This is a genomic window from Metabacillus dongyingensis, from assembly GCF_019933155.2.
GTDB lineage: Bacteria > Bacillota > Bacilli > Bacillales > Bacillaceae > Bacillus_P > Bacillus_P dongyingensis.
In genome coordinates this window covers 4,273,286-4,292,008 of sequence record NZ_CP082944.1, presented here as the reverse complement: position 1 = coordinate 4,292,008, position 18,723 = coordinate 4,273,286, and the positions used below count along the sequence as shown (strand labels likewise).

At 39.2% G+C, this 18,723-nt stretch carries 14 protein-coding genes; 12 read left to right on the top strand and 2 right to left on the bottom strand.

The annotated features are described in order from the left end of the window. Positions 1–129 precede the first annotated feature (129 nt). Positions 130–1,314, bottom strand: coding sequence for an ROK family transcriptional regulator (locus tag K8L98_RS21325; RefSeq protein WP_223437937.1), 1,185 nt, complete (start codon positions 1,312–1,314; stop codon positions 130–132). Between the two features lie 395 nt (positions 1,315–1,709). On the opposite strand from K8L98_RS21325, the gene yicI reads away from it, so the two are divergent. From yicI to K8L98_RS21265, 12 genes are all read left to right on the top strand, one after another. Beyond that, a complete protein-coding gene (yicI, locus tag K8L98_RS21320) occupies positions 1,710–4,028 on the top strand; it encodes an alpha-xylosidase (protein WP_223437935.1) in 2,319 nt (772 codons plus the stop codon). Positions 4,029–4,077: 49 nt separating this feature from the next. Then, complete coding sequence (locus tag K8L98_RS21315; RefSeq protein WP_223437933.1) at positions 4,078–5,370, top strand: ABC transporter substrate-binding protein; 1,293 nt, start codon at positions 4,078–4,080, stop codon at positions 5,368–5,370. Between the two features lie 134 nt (positions 5,371–5,504). Further along, positions 5,505–6,365, top strand: a complete 861-nt coding sequence (locus K8L98_RS21310; protein ID WP_223437931.1) for a carbohydrate ABC transporter permease — start codon at positions 5,505–5,507, stop codon at positions 6,363–6,365. Continuing rightward, positions 6,362–7,183 carry a carbohydrate ABC transporter permease gene (locus K8L98_RS21305; protein ID WP_223437929.1) on the top strand — a complete coding sequence of 274 codons (822 nt, stop codon included), beginning with the start codon at positions 6,362–6,364 and terminating at the stop codon, positions 7,181–7,183. Before K8L98_RS21310 ends, K8L98_RS21305 begins: the two co-directional genes overlap by 4 nt. Before the next feature lie 69 nt (positions 7,184–7,252). Beyond that, positions 7,253–8,560 carry a xylose isomerase gene (gene xylA / locus K8L98_RS21300; protein WP_223437927.1) on the top strand — a complete coding sequence of 436 codons (1,308 nt, stop codon included), beginning with the start codon at positions 7,253–7,255 and terminating at the stop codon, positions 8,558–8,560. 89 nt (positions 8,561–8,649) lie between these two features. Beyond that, a complete protein-coding gene (xylB, locus tag K8L98_RS21295) occupies positions 8,650–10,146 on the top strand; it encodes a xylulokinase (protein WP_223437925.1) in 1,497 nt (498 codons plus the stop codon). Between the two features lie 185 nt (positions 10,147–10,331). Beyond that, the gene (locus K8L98_RS21290; protein ID WP_223437923.1) at positions 10,332–10,745 is read left to right on the top strand and encodes a MerR family transcriptional regulator; all 414 of its coding nucleotides are present in this window, start codon (positions 10,332–10,334) and stop codon (positions 10,743–10,745) included. An 84-nt stretch (positions 10,746–10,829) separates the two neighbouring features. After that, on the top strand, positions 10,830–12,164 hold the full coding sequence (locus K8L98_RS21285; RefSeq protein WP_223437921.1) for a hemolysin family protein: 1,335 nt from the start codon (positions 10,830–10,832) through the stop codon (positions 12,162–12,164). A gap of 177 nt (positions 12,165–12,341) precedes the next feature. Continuing rightward, positions 12,342–13,496 carry an AI-2E family transporter gene (locus K8L98_RS21280; protein ID WP_223443654.1) on the top strand — a complete coding sequence of 385 codons (1,155 nt, stop codon included), beginning with the start codon at positions 12,342–12,344 and terminating at the stop codon, positions 13,494–13,496. Positions 13,497–13,699: 203 nt separating this feature from the next. Then, on the top strand, positions 13,700–13,915 hold the full coding sequence (locus K8L98_RS21275) for a spore germination protein (RefSeq protein ID WP_223437919.1): 216 nt from the start codon (positions 13,700–13,702) through the stop codon (positions 13,913–13,915). 94 nt (positions 13,916–14,009) lie between these two features. Further along, complete coding sequence (locus K8L98_RS21270) at positions 14,010–14,987, top strand: LacI family DNA-binding transcriptional regulator (RefSeq protein ID WP_223437917.1); 978 nt, start codon at positions 14,010–14,012, stop codon at positions 14,985–14,987. A 130-nt stretch (positions 14,988–15,117) separates the two neighbouring features. Continuing rightward, positions 15,118–17,172, top strand: a complete 2,055-nt coding sequence (locus K8L98_RS21265) for a molybdopterin-dependent oxidoreductase (RefSeq protein ID WP_223437915.1) — start codon at positions 15,118–15,120, stop codon at positions 17,170–17,172. On the opposite strand, the gene hpaB is transcribed toward K8L98_RS21265, so the two are convergent. Next, positions 17,163–18,623 (bottom strand): 4-hydroxyphenylacetate 3-monooxygenase, oxygenase component, encoded by a 1,461-nt coding sequence (hpaB, locus tag K8L98_RS21260; protein WP_223437913.1) that lies wholly within the window; start codon positions 18,621–18,623, stop codon positions 17,163–17,165. The genes K8L98_RS21265 and hpaB overlap by 10 nt on opposite strands. Positions 18,624–18,723 lie beyond the last annotated feature (100 nt).

Here is an 18,723-nt window from a genome sequence, read left to right as displayed (position 1 = left end):
GCCCTAGTCCGACACCCGATTGTTTTTTTGATTTTATGTACGTTTTTGTTTGCTTCTCTGAATGAAGAGAATAAATGAAGAAAAAACGAACTTGTTTTTTCTAAAGTTCGTTTTTTATGCAGCTAAATATTATTTTGAAGCTGGATGTGAGCTGTCACCTAACATATTTTGGAATGAGAAATGCTTGATATCCAAAAAAGATGTGCTGTTTACATGTACGCCGCCTAACAGAGTGGCTTTTTCCCGTAAAGTTGAACTTTTGATAATCGTATCGCTATTCATTTTATTGTTGATTTTTTCCTTTATAGAGCCGACCAATCCATCTATATCACTTGTAAACCGGCTGTTGAGAATAAAGACATCGGGATCGAAGGCTGTAAAGATGTTATTTACACTAATGCTTATATAATTGATAAAAGTATTCACGATGTCTAATGCTTCCTGTTCATTATTTTTGTAATCGAGAATAAGCTGTTCAAATGTTAATTGTTTTTGCCCTTTCTTTTTACGGTACACCTCTAGAAGTCGTTTCTCAGAAGCGTATTGTTCAATACAGCCTCTGTTTCCGCAAGGGCATTTTCTTCCGTTTTGATGCACAATCATATGTCCAATTTCTCCGCCATATCCCTTTGAGCCTCTAAACAATTCATCGTTAACGATAATTCCGGCACCTACCCCAGTATGAACACTGATGCTAACGAAATTTGGTACATTGGTTAAAAATATTTTCTCCCCTAAAGCAGACAAATTTGCTTCATTTTCCAATCTTACTGGAATCGTGAAAACCTTTTCGAGATTTTCTACTAAATTTAAACCTTCGAAATTATAGTATGGAGCAAATACGATTTGATTATCATTTACAATTCCATGAATACCTATACAAATACCGATAACACCATAGGTAGTGTGCGGAGCCTGCTCTAGATAATAAGTAATGAGGTCTTTAAGTTCTTTCATGACGGTCCGCTTATTAATGATGATTTCATCAATGTTTTTTTGCAAAATGATTGTTCCGTCTAAATAAGTAAGAATAGATGAGAGATAATTGTCACCTAAATCGATACTAAGGGATAATGCCGCTTTCTCATTAAACGTCACCATAATCGGTTTTCTTCCCCCGCTACTCTCACCAATCCCAATTTCTTTTACTAGGTCTTTTTCTAAAAGATTGTTAACAATAGATGATACGGTTGCTTTATTTAATCCGCACAGCTTGGAAATATCTGCTCGTGAAATTGTACCTTGTTGAATGATTATTTCAAGAACGAGATTCTCATTCATCTCACGAATGTAATATCTATCTGCCACCTTCATAATACTCCTCCAAAATGAAACGTTTTTTCTAAAGAATATCCGGTTTATATAATAAGTTTAATATCCAAACTAACTTTTGGCAATGAATTAACAAAAAAATGATAAATATTTCATAAAAACACCTTGTTAAATCTCGGTTTTGTTATTAATTTCTTATATTTAATAGGGAATTTATTAAAGAAATATCATGGTATCCTTATTTTATTGCAAAAAAACATTTATTTTTTGTTGAAAGTAAACGCTTGCAAGTGAAAATAACGTGTGATAGAATTTTCTCGTAAAGTTAGTTTAATCAACGAACGAAGATAAGGCTGAAATACGGGGTTTAGATCTATTCTTTTTATTGATATTACTTGATTTCTACTCTAAAGCTAATACAAAAAGGGGGATTGGACATGAAGTTCTCTAATGGAAACTGGTTAAATAAGGAAGGTTATATCCTGCAATATCCAATGGAAGTATATGATGTTCGAAAAACAGAGAAGGACCTGACGATATATGCTCCTTTCGATCATATCGTTCACAGAGGAAAAACGTTAGATGGCGGTATGATGACCATTCAATTATCTTCACCAATAGAAGATGTGATTTGTGTGAAAATGTTTCATCACTTGGGGAGCAACAACAAGGGACCTCATTTTGAATTAAATAAAAAAGATGTATCGATCGAAATAGAAGAAACCGAAGATGACATAGTATTTTCCAGTGGCAGCCTGCATGCAAAGTTCAACAAAAAAGATGTATGGAATCTAGGATTTTATAATAATGAAAAGCAATTAACCTCTAGTGAAAGTAAAGCGATGAGTTATATATTAACCGATCAAAAAAATGCCCACATGCGCGAACAGCTGTCCATGGATGTTGGCGAATTGATTTACGGATTAGGGGAAAGATTCACTGCGTTTGTGAAAAATGGCCAAACCGTTGATATCTGGAATGAAGATGGAGGAACAGGCAGCGAACAGGCCTATAAGAATATTCCATTTTATATGAGCAATAAGGGGTATGGCGTCTTTGTGAACCATCCCGAAAAAGTATCCTTTGAGGTTGGTTCAGAAAAAGTATCTAAATTGCAGTTCAGTGTAGAAGGAGAATGTCTCGAATACTATATTATTAATGGTCCGACCATGAAAGATGTTTTGGGGAAATACACAACTTTGACTGGAAAACCGAGTCTGCCGCCTGCCTGGACATTTGGTTTATGGTTAAGTACGTCTTTTACAACAAATTACAATGAAGAAACAGTAAATAGTTTCATAGATGGAATGATTGAAAGAGATATTCCTTTAGATGTTTTCCATTTTGATTGTTTTTGGATGAAAGAATTTGAATGGTGCAACTTTGAGTGGGACAATCGTGTTTTCCCTAATCCAGAAACTATGTTAAAGAGATTAAAAGATAAAGGATTAAAAATTTGTTTATGGATTAATCCGTATATTGGTCAAAAGTCCCAGTTGTTTACAGAGGGAATGGAAAAAGGATACTTGTTGAAACGGCCAGATGGAAGCGTTTGGCAATGGGATAAATGGCAAGCTGGTCAAGGTATTGTCGATTTTACCAATCCGGATGCCTGCAGATGGTTTGAAGAAAAGTTAGAAGCGCTCATCGATATGGGGGTAGATTCCTTTAAAACAGATTTTGGCGAACGGATACCAACCGACGTCGTTTACTTTGATGGATCAGATCCTATGAAAATGCATAACTATTATACTTATTTATACAACGAAGTGGTTTTTAAATTATTAGAGCGTAAGTTTGGAAAAGATCAGGCAGCTGTATTTGCTCGTTCGGCTACAGTTGGCAGCCAAAAGTTTCCTGTTCATTGGGGTGGGGATTGCTGGTCTACATATCCATCTATGGCTGAATCCTTACGTGGCGGATTGTCATTCAGTTTATCCGGTTTTAGCTATTGGAGCCATGATATTTCTGGATTTGAACATGGCACGACTCCAGACTTATACAAGCGCTGGACGCAATTTGGTTTATTGTCCTCCCATAGCCGCTATCACGGAAATACAGAATACAAAGTGCCTTGGATTTACGATGATGAAGCGGTTGATGTAACAAGGGCCTTTACGAAATTAAAAAACAGCCTAATGCCATATTTATATCGGAATGCATGTGAATCAGCTCAAACCGGTGTACCGATGATGAGGCCAATGGTACTTGAATTTCCGGATGATGAAACATGTCATTATTTAGATAGACAATATATGTTTGGTGATTCACTATTGGTTGCACCAATTTTCAATGAAAAGGGAATTGTTAAATACTACCTTCCAGACGGTAAATGGACAAACTTCTTGACTAATGAAGCGATACAAGGAGAGAAGTGGCATACCGAGGAACACGGTTACATGAGCTTGCCGTTCATGGCAAGAGAAAACTCAATCATACCTGTTGGAGCTATCGATAGCAAAGCAGAATATGACTATGCAGATGGAGTGACTTTCCATGTGTTTGAATTAGCAGATGGAAAAGGAACTGCAGCAGATATTTATAACATTCATGGTGAAAAAGCAGGTAGTGTAACCGCAATCAAAGAAGGCAGCAAGATTTCGTTCAGAGCAAACAATATGCCTGATTCTTATAGTATTTTATTACGCAATGTTGAAAAAGTAGATTCAGTAAGTAATGGCAAAATGACTTATACAGAACAAGGAACTTTAATAACAACAAAAGATGAAGCCGTACAAATTCATTTGTCAGAATAATGATAATAATTAATAAAATAATTTCCATATACTAAAGGAGCGAAATTTAATGAAAAAAAGAACTGCATTATTATTAAGCAGTGTACTCAGTGTTTCGTTAGTAGCAACGGCATGTTCATCTTCAAATGTAACAAAAGGAGGGTCTGACGATAAAGTAGTAGTTGATGTTTTCAATATAAAAGTTGAAACAAAAAAACAGCTTGATGAATTAGTAGAAACATATGAAAGTCAAAATAAAAATGTTGATATCAATGTTACTACTGTTGGCGGCGGTCAGGATGCACCAGCAGCATTACAAGCAAAATTCTCTTCAGGTGATGAACCTTCCATTTTTATGATGGGCGGATTAAATGATGCGAAAAAGTGGCAAAAGACTTTATTGGATGTTTCAGAAACGGAAGCAGCAAAGCTTGCGATTGAAGGAACATTAGGGGGAGCAACCATTGATGGAGTTTCATATGGCTTGCCTTATAACATTGAAGGTTTTGGCTGGATGGTCAACAAGGAAATCTTCAAAAAGGCAGGAATTGAAGTTGAATCCATCCAATCATTTGCGGATTTCGAAAACGCAGTTAAAACAATTGATTCAAAAAAGAAAGAATTAGGAATTGATGCGGTATTTGCTTTCAGTGCCAAAGAAAACTGGGTTGTTTCTCAATACTCTAGTAATTTTATGTCATTAGCGTACGAAAATGATTTAAATGCGGCACTTGAAGCTGAAAAACCTTCATTTGAGTATGGTAATCAATTTAATCAATACACTGATTTAATGAACAAATATAACCTTCAGCCGATAGTATCCATCGATTATAGTACATCTGTGGAAGAAAAATTCGCTAATGGAAAAGTTGCAATTATTCATCAAGGGAACTGGATTATTCCGACTTTAGATGGTATTGATGAAACATTCTCTCAAGAGAAATTAGCTTTAGTCCCAATGTTCTTAAAAGATGGTGAACCAGGCACTGTTGCAGCAGGTCCTTCATGGTTCTGGGGCATCAACAAAAATGAAGATGAGAAAGTTGTTGAAGAATCAAAAAAATTCTTAGACTGGGTGTATACATCTAAGGAAGGAAAAAAATCATTAATAGAAGATTTTAAATATATTCCTGCATACAAAGGCAATGACGCAGATTCTATTAAAGATCCAGTTTCAAAAGTAATTTATCAGCATTTATCGGACGGAAACAACACAGTTTGGATTCATGGCAGCTATCCGAATGGTTGGTTCCAAAGCGGTCTTCATCCAGAATTCCAAAAATATCTAACTGGCGATATTACATGGGATGAGTTTACAAAATCAGCATCTAAATCTTGGGAAGAGCTGCGCAGCAACGAATAAATAATGAGGAAGACTTAAAAACCAAATGTGTCTGACCCCACAAAAACAATATTTATTGCTTTTAGGAACACTGGATATTGAGAGTGGAAGTCGGACCCTTTTTGATTCAGTCTCGTCTTAGGAGGTTCATTACAGTGAGTAATAAAAGCGTTTCCTATTGGGCCTTTCTATCACTGTGTCTAGCAGCTCTATTTATAGTTCTTGCTATGCCTTTGATTATGGGCATCTATTATTCATTTACTAATTGGGATGGAAATTATGTGGATAAATTTGTCGGTTTGGATAATTATAAACGTCTGCTTACAGATGAAGGATTTATGAATTCATTAGTTTTTACAGGAAAGTTTGCCGTTGCAGCTGTCATTGGCATTAACGTTATCGGATTAGCGTTAGCTTTGCTGGTTACCCAGAAATTTAAACTTAATACAGCGCTGCGTACGGCGTTTTTTATGCCAAACCTGATTGGCGGAATTATATTGGGTTTCATCTGGCAGTTTATTTTTATTAAATCATTTGAATCCATTTCCGGTATTACCGGATTCTCCTTCTTGTCCGGCTGGCTTTCAACGACAGAAACCGGATTCTGGGGTCTTGTCATTTTATATGTCTGGCAAATGGCTGGATATATAATGATTATCTACATTTCATTTTTAAATAATATCCCTGAAGAACTCTTAGAGGCAGCAGAGATTGATGGTGCTAATTCCTGGCAGCGTTTTTGGAGAATTAAATTTCCAATGCTGGCGCCAGCTTTTACAGTTAGCTTATTCTTGACCCTATCTGGGGCGTTTAAAGTATATGATCAGAATATGGCCTTAACAGCAGGCGGTCCATTCAATTCAACTGAAATGACGGCTATGAATATTTATAACACAGCATTCGGTATTCAAGACATGTCATATGCACAGGCGAAAGCTGTTGTATTCTTAATTATTATCGTCATCATTTCTATAGTGCAAATTTATATTACGAGAAAAAGGGAGGTAGAACTGTGAGAAGCAAAAAGGTTCTTCCAGCTGTCATTGGTATAGTCGGTGTTATAACGGCTTTAGTATGGCTTTATCCATTTTATCTCGTGCTGGTTAACTCCTTAAAGGCAAAGAAAGAGATTTTTGTCAATACTTTAGGCATTCCTCAACAACCAGTTATCGATAACTATTTAGAAGCTTTCGTTGAATTGGATTTCGTAAGAAGTATGATGAATTCCGTCATTATTACCGTTGTAAGCGTATTTGTCTTAGTAGTTTGCGCCTCAATGGCTGCCTACGCTCTATCTCGTAATAATAGTAAAGTAAGTTCATTTATTTATTTCCTTTTTGCAGTGGCAATGCTGATTCCATTCCAAGCGATTATGATTCCGCTTATGACGAGTTTTGGCAGTGTAGGTATGCTGAATCGCGTAGGCCTAGTGTTCATGTATTTAGGATTAGGCAGCAGTATGGCAATCTTTTTATACTACGGCGCACTTAGGTCGATCCCAAAATCCTTGGATGAGGCTGCGACTATTGATGGCTGCAATAAATTGCAAATCTATTGGTATATTATCTTGCCTATGTTAAAACCAACGACTGTTACGGTCATTGTTCTTAATTCTATCTGGTTCTGGAATGATTACTTGTTGCCGTCACTTGTTATTAATAAAGAAGGGATGTATACCATTCCGTTGAAAATGTTCTATTTTTTTGGAGAGTTTTCAAAACAATGGCACTTAGCACTTGCAGCATTATTGATTGCTATTCTTCCTGTCATCATCCTATACGTGTTCCTGCAGAAGCATATTATTAAAGGTGTTTCGGATGGTGCTGTTAAATAGTGAAGAGATGTTATGGTTGAGCAATTTATTTTGAAAAGTGCAATTAAAGGATAATGGAGGAATAGAGATATGAGTTATTTCCAAAACATAAATAAAATTAAATTTGAAGGAAAAGAGTCAAAAAATCCTTTTGCATTCAAGCATTATAATCCGCAGGAAATTGTTTCAGGTAAAACAATGAAGGAGCATTTGCGCTTTGCCGTAGCCTACTGGCATACTTTTACTGCGAATGGATCGGATCCATTCGGTGCGGGCACTATGATTCGCCCGTGGGATGGCGGAAGTGCGATGGATGTTGCTAAAAAACGTGCAGAAGCAGCATTTGAGTTATTTGAAAAGTTAGATGTACCTTACTTCTGCTTCCATGATCGCGATATCGCGCCTGAAGGAGACACATTGCAGGAAACAAACTCAAACTTAGATCAAATTGTTGCGATGTTCAAAGATTACATGAAAACAAACAATATAAAGTTATTATGGAACACAGCTAACATGTTTACCAATCCGCGGTTTGTTCACGGGGCAGCCACATCGTCCAACGCAGATGTTTATGCCTATGCAGCAGCACAAGTGAAAAAAGGATTAGAAACAGCAAAGGAATTAAGATCTGAAAACTATGTGTTCTGGGGCGGCCGTGAAGGCTACGAATCTCTATATAATACTGATCTGAAGTTAGAGATGGACAACCTGGCTAAGTTTTACCATATGGCCATTGACTACGCGAAAGAGATTGGCTACACTGGCCAATTTTTAATCGAGCCAAAACCAAAAGAACCAACAAAGCATCAGTACGATTATGATGCGGCTACCACGATTGCATTTTTACAAAAATATGATTTACACCATGATTTTAAATTAAATCTAGAAGCAAACCATGCTACATTGGCTGGACATACATTTGAACATGAATTACGAGTGGCAAGAGTTAACGGTATGTTAGGGTCCATTGATGCTAACCAGGGCGACTTATTGCTGGGATGGGATACAGATGAATTTCCGACAGATTTATATGCTGTTACTCTATCAATGTATGAAATTCTTGAAAATGGCGGATTACATACCGGAGGCGTTAATTTCGACGCTAAAGTACGTCGTTCTTCCTTCGAAGCAGAAGATTTGTTCTTGGCACATATTGCAGGAATGGATACATTTGCAAGAGGATTGAAGATTGCTGCAAGATTAAAAGAAGAAAGATTCTTTGATAATCTAATTGATAAGCGCTATGCGTCCTTCAAAGAAGGTATTGGCTTAGACATTGTAAACGGAAAGGCAGACTTCAAAGCTTTAGAAACGTATACAATGCAGAACAAAAATATTAAAAATGCTTCCGACCGAATAGAGCATGTTAAAGCAGCGTTAAATGAGTATATTTTCTAAAAAACAGATTAGAAGAAGCGCCTTCTACAAATGGACAGTTTCCCTGTTTGTTGTCAGGAGGCGCTTTTCATATTTTGGGGGTAACTTAAATGGAATACGTACTTGGAATTGATCTAGGAACAAGCTCTGTAAAAGTGGTATTGGTAGACGAAAAAGGTTCAGTTTCAGGAGAAGCAGTACGAGAGTATGAACTATTTCAGCCGCAGGCAGGTTACAGTGAACAAAATCCGGAAGATTGGGTAACGCAAACTCTCAGTGCTGTAGCGGAATTAACCGAAAAGGTATCGATTTCTCCTCAATCAGTAAAAGGAATAAGTTTTTCGGGGCAAATGCATGGGTTAGTGCTAGTAGGCGATAAGGGTCATTCAATACGGCCGGCTATTTTATGGAATGATACAAGAACAACTTCGCAATGTCAGGAAATCGTTGATGTTTTAGGGAACCGGCTGTTAGATATCACGAAAAATAAGTCATTAGAAGGGTTTACATTGCCAAAATTATTGTGGGTAAAGCAGCATGAACCTGAGATTTATGAAAAGGCCATTGCATTTGTTTTGCCAAAGGATTATGTTCGCTATCGTCTCACAGGCGCACTGCATATGGAGTACTCAGATGCTGCAGGAACACTGTTATTAGATGTAACAAACAAAGAGTGGAGCGAGGAAATATGCAGTGCCTTTTCCATTTCTGCCGCTCTTTGTCCAGAGCTTGTATCCTCTTTTGACTGTGTAGGGACTCTTCTTCCGGAAATGGCGAGTTCAATGGGGCTTGCCGAAGAAACAAAGGTGTTTGCTGGCGGAGCAGATAATGCATGCGGTGCCCTTGGTGCGGGCATTGTGAATGATGGGGCTGCACTTTGCAGTATAGGAACTTCTGGGGTCCTTCTGTCATACGAAGAGAAAAAAGAGCAGGATTTCCGCGGCATCCTGCACTTTTTCAACCATGCCAAGCCGAATAGTTATTACCTTATGGGAGTAACATTGGCAGCAGGATATAGCTTAAGCTGGTTTAAGAATACCTTCGCAAAGGAAAAGAAGTTTGAAGAAATGCTTCAAGGTGTGTCTTCTGTTCCAATTGGCTCAAATGGTCTTCTATTTACACCTTATTTAGCAGGAGAACGAACCCCTTACGCAGATTCCAATATTCGTGCCAGCTTTATCGGAATGGATGGTTCACATTCCTTCGATCACTTCGCTCGTGCCGTACTTGAGGGAATTACGTTCTCTTTACATGATTCACTGGAGTTGATGAGAACCACAGGCAAGAAAGAAATTAATAAAATCATCTCCATAGGAGGAGGGGCGAAAAGTGAACTATGGCTGCAAATGCAGGCAGATATTTTTAATGCAACGATTGTTAAATTAACAAGCGAGCAGGGGCCTGCTCTTGGAGCTGCCATAATTGCAGCAGTGGGCTGCGGCTGGTTCGATACTATTGAAGATTGTACAGAAACATTTATTCAGTATGAAAAAGAATTCAGCCCAATCCCTGAAAACGTGATCGTATATGAAGAAATATACCAGATATATAAAGACATATATCAACAAACAAAAGAACTGAATCAACGATTGCATGTATTCAGGTAAAAAGAGAGGCGCCAGGTCCCATCCTTATATTGGATGGAACCTGGCGCCTCTCTGTCACAAATAGTATACAACTGGGGAAGGGCAGGTTAAGAGAACAGCTTCCATAACCGTAACGTTTGACTGTACAGTTAAAAAAAAGGTATGATAGGAGTAATCTTTTTTTATTGGGGTGATAAGATGGGGCATTGTATCGAATTGGCGAACTAGCAAAATTAGCAAACGTATCAAAGAGAACAATTGATTACTATACTCAAATTGGGCTGCTCCATGTAGATAAGACTTCTAAGTCCAACTATCGCCTCTATTCTGAACAGGCACTTAACGACATTCAGTTTATTGAGGAATGCAAGTTATTCAATATGTGTCTGCAGGATATTAAAGAAAGACTGGAACTTAAGAGAAGTCAAACCAATGAAGAAGATAAGCTAATCAAACAAGCCGAAATACTGGCTAAGCATATGAAACAGCTCGAACATGAAATAAATGAGCTGAAACCAATTTTTGATAAAATGAATGGGGAAAATCAGGAAATCATAGCAAGCCGCATCTCTCCGCAGAGCATGGCGCTTATGCAATCATTAATGATTCTGCTTCATTGATTTTATAGTTTACGGATATTTTAAACTGATAACTTACTATTTTAGGAGGTGACTCCTTATTCTCTATTAGGGAATAAGGGTGTTTTGGACATAGTTAACTTGTTATTCGTGGCGATTTTAATTGCTTTAACAGCTTTTTTCGTTGCATCAGAATTTGCGATTGTCAAAATCCGCAGTTCACGATTGGATCAATTGATTGCAGAAGGTAAAAAAGGGGCAGTGGCTGCAAAAAAAGTAACAACTCATTTAGATGAATACTTATCAGCGTGTCAGCTAGGAATCACGGTAACAGCCTTAGGTCTTGGGTGGTTGGGGGAGCCAACAGTGGAACGTCTTCTCAGACCGGTATTCGATAACTTTGAAATTAACGAATCGGTTTCCCATATTATAACTTTCGGTATTGCATTCGCATCTGTTACGTTCTTGCACGTTGTTATTGGAGAGCTTGCTCCTAAAACAGTAGCGATCCAAAAAGCAGAGGCTGTGACACTTTTATTTGCAGCTCCATTGATTTGGTTCTACCGTATTATGTTCCCATTCATTTGGGTGCTAAATGGTTCTGCCCGCGTAGTAACAGGTCTTTTTGGACTAAAGCCTGCATCTGAGCATGAGCTTGCTCATACTGAGGAAGAGCTTCGCATTATTCTTTCAGAAAGTTATGAGAGCGGAGAAATCAACCAATCTGAATTAAAGTATATGAACAAAATTTTCGAATTTGATGATCGTGTAGCAAAAGAAATTATGGTGCCTCGAACTGAAATTGTAGCTGCTTCAGTAGAGAAATCGTTTCAAGACAACCTTGAGACAATGAGTATGGAAAAATATACTCGCTATCCGGTTGTAAACGGAGACAAAGATCACGTCCTTGGTATGATTAATCTCAAGGAGATCTTCACTGACATTTTTTCATTATCCGAAGAAGAACGCAAAAAGAGCACGATTGATAAGTATATCCGCCCTGTTATTCAAGTCATCGAATCGATTCCAATTCATGATTTATTAATAAAGATGCAAAAAGAACGCGTTCATATGGCGATTCTCGTAGATGAATACGGCGGAACGGCCGGACTTGTAACAGTTGAAGATATTATCGAGGAAATTGTTGGAGAGATCCGTGATGAATTTGACCAGGATGAGGTTCCTGAGGTTCAGAAGAAAGGCGAAGGCCATTACTTGCTGGACGGAAAGGTCCTTATCTATGAAGTGAATAATCTGCTCGGTCTAGATATCGATGATACGGATGTAGACACGATCGGCGGATGGATGCTGACAGAAAATATCGACATCCAGCAAGGAGAAAGCATCATTTTAGATGGCTATGAGTTTTTTGCAAAAGAAATGGAAGGCCACTTGATTAGAGTAATAGAAATCTTTAAGCTTGAAAAAGCTGTAGAAGAACTTGTTGCTGAAGAAAATTAATCTGTTTATTATGAAAGCTATGCTCAGTGCATAGCTTTTTCTTTAAATTCAGGAAAAGATTACCAAGATGCTTCATTCAGCTCTGAATGGGTTAAGCTTCATCAAATCTTAATTTGACACTCTTTCATTCTCATAGTACGTTTGAAACAGGCATAATGAAGCAGAGGAGGATGTAACCTGAATAAGTCAAAGGTTCATTTTTGGACGATTGAAATTTTGCTGCTGCTGTTAATTTTTTACGTAAGTACGAAGGTTTCGTTTTTATTTCAGCCGCTGATTGTTTTTGCATCTACGCTGTTCTTCCCGATTTTGATTGCCGGTATCCTGTTTTTTATTTTCAGCCCTGTGGTTAAGCTGTTAGAAAAAAACAAAGTGCCAAGAACACTTGCAATCCTTATCTTGTATCTCATCTTTATCGGATTGATCTTGCTGCTTTTATCCACAGTCGGACCGGTTGTTTCTCAGCAGTTCACAGACTTGTTTAAAAATTTCCCCAGATACATAACTGAAATCAGGCAGTTCATCATGAACCTGTCTGAGTCCCGCTGGTTTACATGGGTGATGACACAAGAATATGTTTCAATTGAGGAAACGATCGACAAAATGGAAAAATCATTGGGCAATCTGACGACAACGCTGCCGGAAAGCATTACATCATCTGTAACAAAGGTTCTGGGTTTTGTTACAAATATTACCCTTATCGTCATCACGGTTCCATTCATTTTATTCTACATGCTGAAAGACGGGCATAAGTTTCCCGTCACAGCAGTCAAAATTCTGCCTGCAGCGTATAGACGTGAAGGCATCAAAATTTTTGAAGACCTTTATAAGACACTTGCCGCATATATACAGGGCCAGCTGCTTGTTTCTCTCTTTGTCGGGACAGGCTGCTTTATCGGATATACGCTGATTGGACTTGACTATGCGCTCATACTCGGGATAATTGTAGCTGTTGCAAACATCATCCCTTATTTAGGACCATTTATCGGCGCTGCACCTGCAGTGGTGATTGCTCTCCTCGATTCACCGACTAAAGCTTTGATCGCTGCAGTTGTTGTAACCGTTGTTCAGCAGATTGACGGAAATATTCTTTCACCATTAATTATCGGCAAGAGATTAAACACACACCCGCTCACCATCATTCTCCTGCTGATTGGCGCAGGCAGCTTTGGCGGTATTTTAGGAATGATTTTAGCTGTGCCGACATATGCGGTACTAAAAGCTGTTCTTTTACACGTCATCAGGCTGGTGAAATTAAGAAATAGGTATAAGCAGGAGACAGATAACCGAAAAAATAACAGAGATGAAAACGATAGAAAGCCGCCGGTGTAACTGGCGGCTTTTCTAGTGTTCATTTGCCCCCTCTGTGATTGTCCTGCTGGGATTATTTCTGTTATCTTATTATTCATTCTATAACGTATAAGCAATCAGCCTTTGGCTGTATGAACTACATTATTATTTTACAGGTCCTTTATTATAAGAAACCCAAGAGCCCTTTTCGGCATAGTCTAATAAAAAATAAAGGAGGAGATTATATGCCGGCTTTTGTTGGTCCCATTATTATTGAATCAAGCACCGGTGCTGTTAGTGCCGGGGATGTCTTTGCCCTCTCGCCAAAAAGCACAAGTAAATTCTCTGTTGGTTCGGGTACACTCAATACAGGAGACTTCACGGTGATTACAGATGAAAAAAGCATTACAAATTTTTATGATTTTGACATTATCGATCAGCCAACTATTTTCAATGGCTAAACGAATGACCCTTTCTTATCCTGAGAGAGGGTTTTCTTTTTGCTTGAAAAAGGGTATTAAAACCTATGAATTCAATGAATGAAGAGGTGTAGGGATGACAACGATCAATGAGATTGCAAAGCTTTCCAAGGTGTCTGCTGCTGCAGCATATGAAGTGCTCCATGAAAATGCTGAATCAACGGTCTCTGAAGAAACGAAATCGAGAATTTTTCAGGCCGCAGAAACATTAAACTACCGATTAACAGAGATGCAAATGTCTTCGGCCAGTAACAACTGCATCCATATTGCACTTGCCATTTTAGATGCTGCGGGCGGAGAGCTGGAAAATCCTTTTTTTATCGCACTAAGGAAGCATGTTGAGCAGGCATGCCTCCTAAATAACGTCCATATTAAAGAGACCATCCGCTATGAAAATATCAATTCGACTAATAAAATGGAGCCTTTGGATGGGATCATTGTCATAGGCCGTTTACAGAAAAACGATTTGGAAAAGCTGAAAAAGGTTTCAAAGAATATCGTGTTTGTTACAGATTGGACTGCCGATTCCACTGAAGATATCGTAAGTATAGATCTTGCTCAAATGACAGAGCTCGTTATTTCGCATCTAAAAGATATGGGACATGAACGAATTGGATACATAGGCGCTTCTAATTGGGGGCAGACAATGAAAGAGCAGCTAGAAAAAGCGAATCTTTTGTCAGAAGAGCATATTTACCTGACAGAACCGTACGGAACGGAAGGATACAGGATTCTAAAGGAAGCTGCTTCAAACAGAAAGCTTGCTGATGCCTATATCATTCAAAGCAGTGTCATGTCCCTTGCCGCTATCATGGCGCTGCGCGAGGAAAATGTAAAGATACCAGAGGATGTCTCAATTGTCAGTTTTTATGATGTTCCTGAAGCTCATTACTTTGCCCCTTCCTTGACTGCCATTCATGTATCATCAGCTGAGATAGCAAAAATCGCATTGAAGCTATTACAAGAGCAAGTAATTGAGCATAGAGATACGCCACTTAAAGTACTGGTTCCATCCACACTGAAAATGAGAGAATCAACATCAACAAAACAATAGGAAACATTGCTGAAGAGAGAGAACTTTCTTCAGTTTTTTTATGTCTAAAACGAATGAAAAAGGAATTCTTGATAGAAAGTTAAAACTATTCTATCATTGAGACAACTATTCTCATAAAAGGAGAAACCATATGCATTCTTATATCGAAAAGCGGGATGGTGTCTTTCCATCTGTTTGTTCATTGGATTGTCCTGATCAATGCGGACTTCTTGTCCATAAGAAAGCCGGCAGAATCATAAAAGTGGAAGGGGATCCGGAGCATCCCGTTACAAAAGGCAGCATTTGCAATAAAGTGCGGCACATGGCTGAACGCATCTATGATGAGAAGAGGCTGCAATATCCTTTAAAAAGGACAGGGAAAAAGGGCTCAAAACAATTTGAGCGGATCAGCTGGAACGAAGCCCTTGGGACTATTACTTCTAAATGGAAAACACTTATTGAAACGGATGGGCCGGAAAGCATTCTTCCATACAGTTTCTATGGAAATATGGGTAATTTGAATGCTGAGGGAATGGATCGCCGTTTCTTTCATAAGCTCGGCGCTAGCAGACTTGATCAGACAATTTGCCAAATTGCGGGTTCAACAGGCTACAAGTATACAATGGGAGGAAGCTTTGGGATCGATCCAGAGGATACTGTACATACTAAGCTGTTTATTATGTGGGGCATTAATGCGGTCAGCACAAATATGCATCAAGTGGCACTTGCTCAAAAGGCGCGTAAAAATGGGGCCAAAATCATCGTCATTGATGTTCACAAAAATCAGACTGGGAGACTTGCAGACTGGTTTATTCCGATTCTTCCGGGAACGGACGGTGCCCTCGCGCTTGGAATCATGCATATCTTGTTTAAGGAAAACATGGAGGACATTGATTTCCTTGAAAACTACACAGTTGGACACGAAGAACTGAGAAGTCATGTAGTTCAATATGATCCGAATACAGTATCAGAAATAACAGGAGTTCCAGCAGATGACCTATTAAAACTGGCTAGAATGTACGGCCAAACATCACCATCCTGTATTCGAATCGGCAATGGCCTGCAGCATCATGATAATGGCGGCATGTGCATTAGGACTATTGCCTGTCTTCCAGCTCTGACCGGCCAGTGGCTGAATAAAGGAGGGGGTGCTATTAAAGGCAATTCAGGATATTTGGCATTTAATACAGATGCTCTGCAGCGCCCTGACCTCCTCCAGAAAAAACAGACCAGAATCATCAATATGAACTTAATTGGCGAAGAGCTTCTAAATGCCGATCCGGCGATAAAGTCCATGTTTGTATATGGAAGCAATCCTGCAGTCGTCGCTCCAGAGGCTAATAAAGTGAAAATGGGATTAGAGCGGGAAGATTTATTTCTGGTGGTCCATGATTTGTTTTTAACCGAGACTGCGGCATATGCTGATATCGTCCTCCCTGCAGCATCAGCCTTTGAGAATACAGATTTTTATACGTCATACTGGCATCATTATCTTCACTTGCAGGAGCCGGTAGTTGAAGCATATGGAGAGTCAAAATCAAACGTCGAAGTGTTCAGGCTTTTAGCGGAAGGAATGGGATTTACAGAACAGGCATTTAAAGATTCAGATGAAGAGATGATTGATCAGGCGCTGAACAATCCTCAAAATCCGTATATGGATAAGATCACTTTTCAGGATTTGAAGAAGAAGAAATATGTGAAAGCAAATGTAAAACCGCTATTTCCGGGAAGACTTAACACTCCAAGCGGGAAAATAGAGCTTTACTCACGTGTCATGGAGAAAGCAGGATATCAGCCTTTGCCGACATTTTCACCGCTCGTCAAAGAAAGCGATTTGCCTTTCCTCTTTGTCCCTGGTCCAAATCATAACTTTTTAAACTCCACGTTTTCAAACAATGAAAAACATAAATTCCTTGAAAAAGCTCCTAAGCTGCATATGAATAGTAAGGACGCCAGGATGCTTCGTTTGGAAAGTGGAGATATGGCTGTCGTTTGGAATGCCCGGGGTGAATGTGAGCTGACAGTTTCAGTTGGAGAGAACGTATTGCCGGGTGTAGTCGTCAGCCAAGGATTATGGTCAGATGAACCCGGGAAAAAACAGCTCGTGAACTCACTTACGCCAGACCGGATATCAGATATGGGCGGGGGTGCAACCTTTTTTTCAGGAAGAGTTGGCGTTAGAAAAAAAGAAAGATCTCATTCCTGAGGTCTTTCTTTCGTTTGATCTAAAAAGTCTTTGACTCTTTCCAGGTATTTTTCTCGTGCATAACCGCTGTATAAATTTTTTGCAAGGCGGATCGGGTCTCCAAAAAAGTATCTTTCATAGTGAGTTTGTCTCGTGCCGAAAGAGCTCATCGTCAGTTCCCATACTAATCGAAACAGCTTTGTTTTTGCTTTTGCATCAAGTGAAGCTCCCTGCAGATACTGCTCAACGTGCCTGCCGATAGGGGAAGTGAAATCCTCCTCTGATGGCAGAACCATTAAACCGCCTGCCCCGATCTGCTGCAGAAGACCAATGTAGTGAGGGTAAAGCTTTGAAAACAGATTGATGGCTGCGTATAACGGATGAGAGCTTGGAGTCATCGTTCCGAAGGCATCTATCTTGGCCTCTGCTTCTGATTTAAGCAGGAGTGCGTGCATGCTCTCAAGACCTAATATCATTTCAGACAGTTTCAGCTGGATATGTTCATACTCAGATACATCCATAGAATTGATCAATAATTGAGAAAGTCCGATTAAAAATTGCATCTTCACTGTCTGTCGTGTGACAACCTGATGAAGGGCATGCGAAATAAACCCGCTTTTGTTAAATAAGTTAAAGGCAATATCCTGTCTATGGTAAAAAAACACGCGATCCCATGGAACCAGAACATTTTCAAAGACGAGAAGCGTATCCATTTCATCGAAGCGTGAGGATAGCGGATAGTTAAAAGCAGATTCACCAGCATGAAACGGTTCGCGGCAGATAAATTTCAGTCCAGGCGTATTTGCCGGAATGCTGAAGGCAAATGCATAATCGTCGCCCAGATTATTGCCGCCAGAAGGGAAAATCAGCACTTCATCCGTCATTCCGCCTTCTGTTGCAAGCAATCTGGCTCCTTTAATAACCAGTCCGTCTGCAGTCTTTTTCATCACTTTTGCTGCGACCGGCTGCCTGGATGTTTCAAAATAATAGGACGAACGATTTACCTGCGGATTAATAAAGCTGTGTGTAAAAGATAAATCCTGTTCAAGCGCAGTTTCGTACATGTTCCGAAGGTTTTTCGAAAACTCTTCATCCTGAGCGCCGACAATGGCAGATGCAGCTGATAAAGACATTAATGCCGTATTCATATAGTCAGGACTCCGCCCCATCATCCCGCATGTTGCATTCGCCCAGTATTCAATCATTTTTCTTCTTTTCTGTAAATCTTCTTTTGTCTTTGGCTCTAGATAGGACATTCCTACACGATTTTGCGTAAATGGGGAAGGGAATGTCATAAAGCTGATATTCTCTTTTTCGACCTGCAAATCATAAAGAGATGCTTTTGTTTGCATAGCCCCTTTATAAACGGGATGCATCATAAGATCTTCTGTAATGGCTTGGCCCTTTAACCAAACATTAGGCTTTAATGCTTTCATGCGCTGCAGATATTCTATCCCTGAAATGGCCGGCATTCTTTTCCTCCTTGCGGTCTATTGATCTGGCTCTTTTCTAATGAACGGTTAAGCCTGATTTGTAAACAGGCAGAGATCGTAAGGGATGTGAGAAAACAGC